The sequence below is a fragment of the Alcanivorax sp. HI0083 genome (assembly GCF_001635175.1).
The window spans coordinates 1-1,005 of record NZ_LWFX01000011.1 but is presented as its reverse complement, the minus strand read 5'-3'; the positions used below and the strand labels follow the sequence as shown (position 1 = coordinate 1,005).

The window sequence follows — 1,005 nt, the reverse complement described above, 5'->3', positions numbered from 1 at the left end:
CCTTTATCAACATGGGCACGTTTTTTCCTACCCGTGTGGAATATAACGATTACATGCGCTGGTCCGCCGATCAGTTTAAAGAGCATGTGCACTATGGTCAGGAAGTGATTGCCATTGAGCCGGTGGAGCAGGGTGGTGAAGTGGAATGGGTGCGCGTGCGTTCGCGTAATGCCGACGGTAGTGAGCAAGAGATTTTTACTCGAAACCTGGTTATCGGCATCGGTGGTTACCCGAAGATTCCGGCGGTGTTCGCCGGGAAGATGGGTGAAAACATGGTTCACTCATCGCGCTATAAACACGAATACGAGCGGTTTGCTCGCCACGAAACGCCACGTATTGCGGTGATCGGAGCAGGCCAGAGTGCCGCTGAAATTTACCTGGATCTGATGGACCAGTACCCGGATGGCAAGATGGATCTGGTCAGCCGCAGCCGGGCCCTGCACCCGGCCGATGACAGTGCTTTTGTGAACGAAATTTTCGATCCAGCGTTCACGGATACTATCTACGCCCGGCCGGAATCCGAGCGGCAGGATTTTCTCAAGCGTTTCAGCCAGACCAATTACGCGGTAGTGGATCTGGCGGAAATTGAACAGATCTACGAGCGTCTTTACCTGCAGAAAGTCACCGGCAAGATGCAGCACCGCTTCCTGTCCAACCGCGATATCGTTGGTGTGCAGAATGATGGCACCCGTGTGCTGTTGACCCTGCGCAACAAGGACACCGGCGTGGAACAGACCGAAGTCTACGATGGGGTGGTGCTGGCCACCGGTTATAACCGTAATGGCCATGAGCAGTTGCTCTCGCCCATGGCGGACTGGATGTCCGAGAAAGACGTGGAGCGTTGTTACCGTTTGCCCATGGCATCAGGCTGCCATGCCAATGTGTTCCTGCAGGGGTGTTGTGAAGAAACTCATGGCCTCAGCGACACCCTGTTGTCGATCCTGGCGGTACGCTCCCAGGAAGTGGTGGATGCGTTGATAGAACGGCAGAGCCGGCCGCTCGAAA

General features: G+C 55.3%; 1 protein-coding gene. It reads left to right on the top strand.

Annotated elements, in window-relative coordinates:
- A partial coding sequence (locus A3754_RS00210; protein ID WP_063518529.1) for a SidA/IucD/PvdA family monooxygenase occupies positions 1-1,005 on the top strand: 1,005 nt, incomplete at both ends.